Raw genomic sequence first — 7,840 nt, 5'->3', positions numbered from 1 at the left:
TTTTTTACCTCAACGGGCACCATTCACGCTCTATGCTTACCACCCAACCTAATTTCCCAAAAGGGTATCAATCACGAAATACGGTAACCGCCCAATTACCGCCACAGGCAGCATCCACGCCCTCAGCTACCCCCAAAAACACAAAAAAACCACCGAGGTTCCCTCGGTGGCTGTATCTTCATCATTTATATTATATATATTTAACCGACCATTAAGTTTTTCAAGTCTGCTTTTAGGTCTGCGATTAGTTTTTCTACGGTGATTTCGTTTTCGCTTACGCCCGTTTCGTATGCTTTTCTCACGATTTCTGAGAAATTTGTCATTTTGGAGCTTTTTGCCTCTACTGTCCGATCCACCTTTCTTATCCTCCTTTGTTTTACTCTAATTGACAATTTTACTAGATTATCAGATAGATGTAAATGGATTTCCAGTGAATCTTGTAGTAATTTAGTGAATTTTGTAAGGATTTGTTCCTTTTTATGATAAAACGGTCTACAGAAGAATTACTTCAATACCTTTTAATTATCCGATAATTCAGCAAATAAACCATATTTCGCTAACAATTCAGGAAGAATTTACAACTTTTTATCCGAAACATTAGCAAACTATGGTAAAATTAATAAAAATGTGGAAAAAATAGAGGTGATTTGCTAGTGAAGAAAACTATTGTTCGTGCCTTATCGACAGCTGCCCTGCTTTCGACCGTATTTGCAGGCACTGCCCTGGCCGATACATATAAGGTTCAAAAAGGCGATACGCTATCGAAAATCGCGTTTAAATATCATACGAGTGTCAAAGAAATCAAAACAGCAAATGGGTTGAAGTCGGATTTCCTTTCTGTCAATCAAATGCTCAAGATTACGGTCGCTAGCAAAATGACCCATGCATCACAACCGACCACTTACACCGTTGTAAAAGGTGATGCCTTGATTAAGATTGCCAACCGTTTTCATGTGAGCTTGGCTGAACTGAAGCAGTGGAACAAGCTGAATAATACGGTTATCCATGTCGGACAAGTGTTAAAGGTGTCGGCGCCGAAACAGACCACGACAACACCAAAGCCAGCAGCAAAGCCAACGACACCAGCAAAGAAACAACCTACGACAACAGCTACGGGTGTTTATACTGTTAAAAGCGGCGACTATCTTGGTAAAATTGCCGGTAACCACTCTACAACCGTGACAAACTTGAAATCACTGAACAAACTAAAATCCGATATGATTTATGTCGGCCAAAAGCTCAAGGTTCCAGCGAAGAATACAACTTCAACGACACCAGTAACAGCCAAGCCGCCAGCGGCCACCACACCGCCAAATACAACGACTCCTGCCACTGGTAGCGTAACGGATTATATCGTGAAAAGCGGCGATACCCTTGAAAAAATCGCGCTTCAATATAAGCTGACGATCAAGGATTTAATGGCACTCAATAAACTAACTTCCGATAAAATATATGTCGGTCAAAAGCTGAAGGTTCCTGGAACGAAGACAGAACCCGCTGTTAACCCTGATCTTGCCACGAAAATGATCGCGAGTGCCAAGAAGCTCATTGGGATTCCGTATGTCTGGGGCGGCAGTACGCTTTCCGGCTTTGATTGCAGCGGCTTCATCTATTATGTGTCCAATCAAGCAGGGATGAAAATGGGCCGTTATTCGGCGGAAGGTTACTACGACCGTACATATTATGTCGACACACCGAAACCTGGCGACATTGTCTTTTTCGAAAATACATATAAAAGAGGGATTTCCCACTTGGGAATCTACCTTGGCAACAACCAATTCATCCACGCCAATGATTCCGGTGTGATGATTTCCAATTTACAAAGCTCGTATTATCAAGCTCATTTTGAGAGCTTTAAGCGTTTCTACTAGTATACTCTCCTATTGGATTGTACCTATGAAAATGCTATACTAACAAAGCAATTTTAAAATTTATTCTAGATTGGTTATTTTCTTCTTAGGGGTGCACGATTCATGGAATGGTTTATGAAAGTAGTTAAGGATTACGCGATCTTTTCTGGCCGGGCAAGACGGAAAGAATACTGGATGTTCCATCTGGTCAATGTCGTGATAGGTTTAGTCCTTGTCATTTTAAGTAACATCTCAGTTTTATTTGCCATCATCACAGGACTCTATTATTTAGCCATGTTCATCCCGTCCTTGGCTGTAACGGTACGACGCTTGCACGATACCGGAAAAAGCGGAGCGTGGTTTTTGATTAGCTTTGTTCCTTTGGTCGGCGGGATCATCTTACTTATCTTCACATGTACTGATAGCCAGCCTGTCGATAATCAATATGGACCAAATCCTAAAGCAACGTTCTAAATTGCAGAACTTAACCGCACTTTTTGAAGGGCGGTTTTTGTTTTTGGGAAAAGGCTATTTCACTTCCACTTCTTTTCCGCCCTTAGATTGGTAGAGTTTTAATGAATATCCTTCTTCTGAATGAGGATAATATTCAACTTTGCAATAATAGTTTCCTTGCTGAACATGACTATAATCAAAGTTATCGAACCTTATATAATGTTCTCCAAAATTAGCCTCTAGGTGTGCCCCTTTACCTGAAATGATCTCGACTTCACATTTACCTTCATATTTTGTAGGTTGATGAGACAAAACATCAGGTAAATCTTGACCATATAAAACGAGAAAGAAACCGAATATTAACAAGCCAAGGAAAGATGACACTGTTTGCTTTAATGGTATTCGATATCTTTTTCCTTTTTTCCACTTTTCAATAAAAATATAACACAGGTACCCTATCGATATAATTGTTATCGATATAGACAAAATTAAGATTGCATAATATCTAAACAATATTGTTTACGTTCCTTTCTTGCCGGTGATTTCATACATACTTCTCCATTCGAAGATCCGTCCACATTTTATCCTCCCAAAAGGTAAAATTGTCGATCCGTCCGATTTCTTTGTAACCCAGCTTCTGATAGAGTTTCTGTGCTTGTTTGTTAAATTCAAACACGCCTAATTCAATCCGTTTCAGCCCCTGCGTCCTAATCTGCTCCTCCAAATATTGAATCGCTGCATAACCAATCCCTTTGCCTCTTCCTACGTCCTCACCTATAGTGATACCAAGCCAAGCGGTCCCAGGGTCTTTTTTGTAGAGATAAGGCGGATCGACTACATAGTTCATTTCCCCTATCAATTGATCATTCAAATAGATAAGAAAGATATGATGGTCTTCCAGACGTTTGGTCAAATCCTCGAGGGATATATTTTCACGACGATCCAATTCTGACTGGTTTTGGTTAGGGCGAGTTAACGGAATTAATGCGGGGTCGTTTTCCCATTTATTAAACACCTCTAAAATGCTGGAGGTGGGATCTGTTAGTTTTATAAAATTAGTAGTCATAGTGCTCTCCTCTCTAATGCATTGCTCTGAAAAGTGAGTTGTCCTCTAAATATATACCGCAATAATGAATTGTCACTATCTTCCTTTCCAGAATACATGATATAGTGTGAGTTAGATATGAGTTTTTCATGAAATGGGGTGTTTTCATTGAAAGTGATGGAAACGGAACGGTTAACCCTTCGCTGGTTAACACCAGAGGATGCCGAGTTTATTCTAGAGCTGTTGAATGATCCTTCTTGGGTGCGTTTCATTGGTGATCGAGGTATACGAGCGATAGAAGATGCAAGGAATTATATTGTCGCGGGGCCTATGGAGATGTATTCCCGGCTGGGCTTTGGTCTTTTTATGACGGAATTAAAAGATGAGGCCAAGACCCCGCTTGGGATTTGTGGATTAATTAAAAGAGATGGCTTGGACGATGTTGACCTTGGCTTTGCGTTTTTATCAAGGTATCAAGCGAAGGGTTATGGCTTTGAGGCAGCCTCGGCCACACTGGAGTTTGGTAAGGAGCAGCTGGGTTTGAAGCGGATTGTGGCGATCACTTCAGAGGACAATGTTGGGTCAGCGCGGCTGCTTGAGAAGATCGGCATGAAGTTCGAGGGGATGATTAAGCTCCCGCATGATGCGGAGGAGTTGAAGTTGTTTGGCGCTAATTTTAAATAGCGGCAGCTTCAGGGAATGCCCAAACTGATTACTGGCACTTGTATGGCTAACATTTCATCCGGTCTCTTGAAAAGTTTTGTCCTCAAGTGCCTTTTCATGATCCTGACCGTCATTTAATAAGGACTTCCAGGTTTTGCTCCGTTATCCCAATAAATAACTTTTAAGTAAAATAATGAAATAGAACAGCCGTAGCTGTTCATTGTTTAACTTTTGCATTCCGTTAGCTGATCTTCACAAACTTATTATTAATGTGGATCTACACTATTCAAAGGAAAACGAATGGTAAATGTAGTTCCTTGTTTCAGAATACTAGTCACCTCAATGGCTCCTCCATGATCCTGTATGATTTTCTGACAAATAGGAAGCCCTAGCCCCGTTCCATCCGATTTTGTTGTATAGAATGGATTAAAGATATTTTTTAGATCTGCCTCTTCTATACCTACACCCATATCACTAACCTCAACAACCGCTTTGTTCTCAACTTTTAACAATCGAATCGTAATGTTTCCACTTTCAACCATCGCTTGAATGGCATTGTTTATTAAATTAACAAAAACTTGTACCATTTTATCGAAGTACATCCGTATAAAAAGATTGGGATCGTAGTCCGTGAATACGATTTGATGTCCTGAACTGAGGGCTTTGGATTCGGTTAAGGAGATCACTCTCTCTAAACACTCGTGGATGGAATGAGTTTGGTATAAAGAAACATCTGGTTTTGAAAATTGCAGGAATTCGAACGTTAATTTATTCATCCTACAGACTTCACTTAGGATTAAATCATACCACGGTTGTATATTATAATGATCCTCTTTGGCATGTTGAAGGAACCCTTGAATGATCGTCAAAGGGTTTCTAATTTCATGTGCTAGTCCAGCAGCCATTTCACCTAAAAGCTTCATTTTATCCTCATTATAGCGTAATTCTTCCAGTTTCTTCTCTTCTTTGAGGACATTTTTTTCTCTCTCCGTTTCAATGATATATTGAATGATGAGCACCACCGCTAGAGAAGTTAAGAAGTCCGATCCAACCGCAAGTACGCTATAGGAATCTACAGGAGTATACGAAATTCGTATAACTGTGTAAAAACCAATGAGGAAAAAACCAAGAAGAACCCCCTTGATGACTCCCCTGATTTGAAATAAGAATTTACTAAGTAAAATGATATAAATGGTGAAACACCAATTCAGTTGGGTTGTGAAATGAAACAATAGTAACGAAACGATTTCAATAGTCGCTATATAAATAAAATAACGGGGATAAATCCTTTCCAAATAAATACTTGTAATAAAAAGAATGCCTAGTAGGATTATGAAAAAATCGTTTTGCGATCTCTCCAACGTTATCGAGGAAAAAATGACAAATACGACATAAATAGGCAAGACGATATGATACATCAATCGAAAAAACATAAGTTTCTCTCCCATACATTTATCTAATGGTCATATTACCAATTATACACAATTTCTCGGTCAAAAACCTCAGTCCGAGAAAGATTCAACTAGGAATAAATATTAAAAATCCAGGCGTTCGAGCCTGGATCAGATTATTGTCATTCCCTTTAAAGAGACTACAGGATTCTTTTGAGTTACTTTTTAAATTTGTTCGTGAATTTGCTAAAAAATGGGACTATTTCTTTAAATAATGGTTTTAATTGTTCTTTGGTGGTGACGAAGGTGTCATAGGTTTCAAATAGCTTTTCTATATCCACATTGTCCATAAAGCTTTCTACTTTATTCTGAAGGGGTTGAGAGTCTTCTTTCTTGGTTTCAGTTTCTTTCCTTCTGCGGCCAAAAAACCAATCATCTTTATTCGATTTTTCTTTGGAATGCTGTGTGCGGTTTCCAAACATGAATCTTGAAATACGGTCTACTTCTCTCTTCAGCTTTTGTTTTTGATCATGATCCTCCAATAACTTTCCTCCTCTCTTTTACTCCCTTAGATAATTTATGTATGGTTATGGATCGAAGTGTGGATACTTGTCCATAAATGCCAACCGATTGTGAAATTAAGACGAACAGGCACTTGAAATTTGAATGGCCATAAGATGGTATCCTTGAGGGGGGATGACGATGCCGTGGCAGCAAAAAATTAGACACTGAATGGGGCGGCCAATTGGTATTTCATTCACTAATGGTCAAGGGGCTTCTGGGGTATTGTGTGGTACATCTGGCGGAAAGCTTCTTGTCATGGAATATTTATACCCAGCATTATTTGCTTTAAAGCAATACAATTTTAATACGATACAGGATATAAATGGATTTCCACATTGTCAGCAACAACAACGACTATATTAATTCGCATCCCACTTTAGGAAAAAAAGAGGGATGCATTTTTTATAAATAGTAACTCATGACGATCAGCTCGCCCTTTGGGCCCATTCTTCGTTCCCCTTCGTCCACAAACCCACACTTTTCATATAAGCCCTGTGCGGCCACATTTCCAACGTTAACGGATAAAACCATTTCATTCATGCCGCTGAAATTCTCTTTTACAAAAGCCGGTAACAGCATTAACGCTTTTTTCGCATACCCCTTGCCTTGATGGCGAAAATCCGTTGAAAAGGCCCGTACTAAAATAGCCTGATGATTAGCTGAATAGGGTTTGACCCCTTCCTTTATATGTAGAACGAAGAATGTGACGAGTTGATCGTTTTCGATGGCTAAGATGGAGCTGCGCGCTGAATCTTCGTTTGATAGTTTGATACAATCTTTAGGATCGGCGGTATAACGGAGCTGGTCTTCGTTTATTTGATACTGGTCGATAGCGTGTTTGAATCTCTCACTGTAAAAATATAATTGCATTGGAGCATCCCCTTCCAAAAAGCAAACCTATTTTTATCGTAATCTAGGTGGTGACTCTTTGACAATCAAAATCAAGGTTACGAAGTAATTTTTAGAAGTCAATCCTGACATGGATTGGCTTTTTCTATTTATTTTCCCAAAACCCACCAATAAGACAGGCGTTTAGCCTGGCTCTGGTAACTTTTATTCTCTTTTTCTAGCGTACCGGCTGACTTTTATGATCTAAAACATCTTAAGTTACCTATTTTTATAAAACCCCTACCATCTATTTAGGTGAAATCAATTTTATCGGCCGCATTCAGTATATATCGACCACTTTCAGCATTTTATCGGCCTCTTGCCTTTACGAAAGTCACATAAATGATTTAGTTGTTTCATAAATTGTAAGAGCGATTAAGAAAGGGGATAACACATGGAAATTCCGATTACTGGGTTTATCATTCATTCAACCGATTCAAATAGTTCTGAGCATTCTCACCACTTATATCTGACGTCTTGGAACGGCGCACCCATTCATAGACATCATTTTTCGGGAGTGACTTCTTTTATTGGCGGGCATGACCATAAATATGCAGGGACAACGGAACCTGCTCCTACTGGAGTACAACATTCCCATAAATACTTTACAGTTACTTCGTTGAATGATGGACATAAACATGAAATTCGAGGCGTGACGGGTCCTGCTATTTCCTTGCCTGGAGGAGGACATTATCATAAATTTCAAGGAGTAACGACAGTTAACGGGGACCATCCTCATTCACATAAATATAGTGGTACAACTAGCCGTAGTGACTAGGGAAGATATTTTTTTGACAACCTGAATATCCGAGTTTAAAGCATCCTTCCAGGGTGTTTTTTTTATATTAGGAATATTCATTTCCAAGAAATTTAAATCCTTTCTCCACGCTTGTCCAGTCCTCTTTATTCTTTTTGCATAGATTATAAGTGAGAGACAGGAATCTCTCTGTAGCCGCCAAGCACAGACATCATTACACCTCTAGAAG

At 39.3% G+C, this 7,840-nt stretch carries 11 protein-coding genes; 5 read left to right on the top strand and 6 right to left on the bottom strand.

The window, feature by feature from the left end:
• Positions 1-200: 200 nt before the first annotated feature.
• Positions 201-356 carry a hypothetical protein gene (locus V7137_RS21050; protein ID WP_335699884.1) on the bottom strand — a complete coding sequence of 52 codons (156 nt, stop codon included), beginning with the start codon at positions 354-356 and terminating at the stop codon, positions 201-203.
• A 297-nt stretch (positions 357-653) separates the two neighbouring features.
• Here V7137_RS21050 and V7137_RS21045 point away from each other — a divergent pair, with 297 nt between their 5' ends.
• Both V7137_RS21045 and V7137_RS21040 read left to right on the top strand, forming a co-directional pair.
• Entirely contained in the window at positions 654-1,871 is a 1,218-nt protein-coding gene (locus V7137_RS21045; protein WP_335699883.1) for a C40 family peptidase, read from the top strand.
• A gap of 102 nt (positions 1,872-1,973) precedes the next feature.
• Positions 1,974-2,324, top strand: a complete 351-nt coding sequence (locus V7137_RS21040) for a DUF805 domain-containing protein (protein WP_335699882.1) — start codon at positions 1,974-1,976, stop codon at positions 2,322-2,324.
• Positions 2,325-2,378: 54 nt separating this feature from the next.
• Here V7137_RS21040 and V7137_RS21035 read toward each other — a convergent pair whose 3' ends face one another.
• The gene (locus V7137_RS21035) at positions 2,379-2,816 is read right to left on the bottom strand and encodes a hypothetical protein (protein WP_335699881.1); all 438 of its coding nucleotides are present in this window, start codon (positions 2,814-2,816) and stop codon (positions 2,379-2,381) included.
• A 31-nt stretch (positions 2,817-2,847) separates the two neighbouring features.
• The gene (locus V7137_RS21030; protein ID WP_335699880.1) at positions 2,848-3,369 is read right to left on the bottom strand and encodes a GNAT family N-acetyltransferase; all 522 of its coding nucleotides are present in this window, start codon (positions 3,367-3,369) and stop codon (positions 2,848-2,850) included.
• Positions 3,370-3,516: 147 nt separating this feature from the next.
• Here V7137_RS21030 and V7137_RS21025 point away from each other — a divergent pair, with 147 nt between their 5' ends.
• Positions 3,517-4,032: a GNAT family N-acetyltransferase gene (locus V7137_RS21025; RefSeq protein ID WP_335699879.1), complete on the top strand. Its 516-nt coding sequence runs from the start codon at positions 3,517-3,519 to the stop codon at positions 4,030-4,032.
• 245 nt (positions 4,033-4,277) lie between these two features.
• On the opposite strand, the gene V7137_RS21020 is transcribed toward V7137_RS21025, so the two are convergent.
• Positions 4,278-5,444 carry a two-component system sensor histidine kinase NtrB gene (locus tag V7137_RS21020; RefSeq protein WP_335699878.1) on the bottom strand — a complete coding sequence of 389 codons (1,167 nt, stop codon included), beginning with the start codon at positions 5,442-5,444 and terminating at the stop codon, positions 4,278-4,280.
• Between the two features lie 176 nt (positions 5,445-5,620).
• On the bottom strand, positions 5,621-5,944 hold the full coding sequence (locus tag V7137_RS21015) for a hypothetical protein (RefSeq protein ID WP_335699877.1): 324 nt from the start codon (positions 5,942-5,944) through the stop codon (positions 5,621-5,623).
• Positions 5,945-6,134: 190 nt separating this feature from the next.
• On the opposite strand from V7137_RS21015, the gene V7137_RS21010 reads away from it, so the two are divergent.
• The gene (locus tag V7137_RS21010) at positions 6,135-6,329 is read left to right on the top strand and encodes a hypothetical protein (protein WP_335699876.1); all 195 of its coding nucleotides are present in this window, start codon (positions 6,135-6,137) and stop codon (positions 6,327-6,329) included.
• 39 nt (positions 6,330-6,368) lie between these two features.
• Here the strand turns inward: V7137_RS21010 and V7137_RS21005 are convergent, their stop codons facing one another.
• On the bottom strand, positions 6,369-6,836 hold the full coding sequence (locus tag V7137_RS21005) for a GNAT family N-acetyltransferase (RefSeq protein ID WP_335699875.1): 468 nt from the start codon (positions 6,834-6,836) through the stop codon (positions 6,369-6,371).
• Positions 6,837-7,248: 412 nt separating this feature from the next.
• Here V7137_RS21005 and V7137_RS21000 point away from each other — a divergent pair, with 412 nt between their 5' ends.
• Entirely contained in the window at positions 7,249-7,632 is a 384-nt protein-coding gene (locus V7137_RS21000; protein ID WP_335699874.1) for a YmaF family protein, read from the top strand.
• Positions 7,633-7,840 lie beyond the last annotated feature (208 nt).

This window comes from Neobacillus drentensis, from assembly GCF_036962765.1.
GTDB classification, from domain to species: Bacteria; Bacillota; Bacilli; order Bacillales; family Cytobacillaceae; genus Neobacillus; species Neobacillus drentensis_C.
The sequence above is the reverse complement of the archived record's forward strand: the minus strand, read 5'-3'. Positions and strand labels throughout refer to the sequence as shown.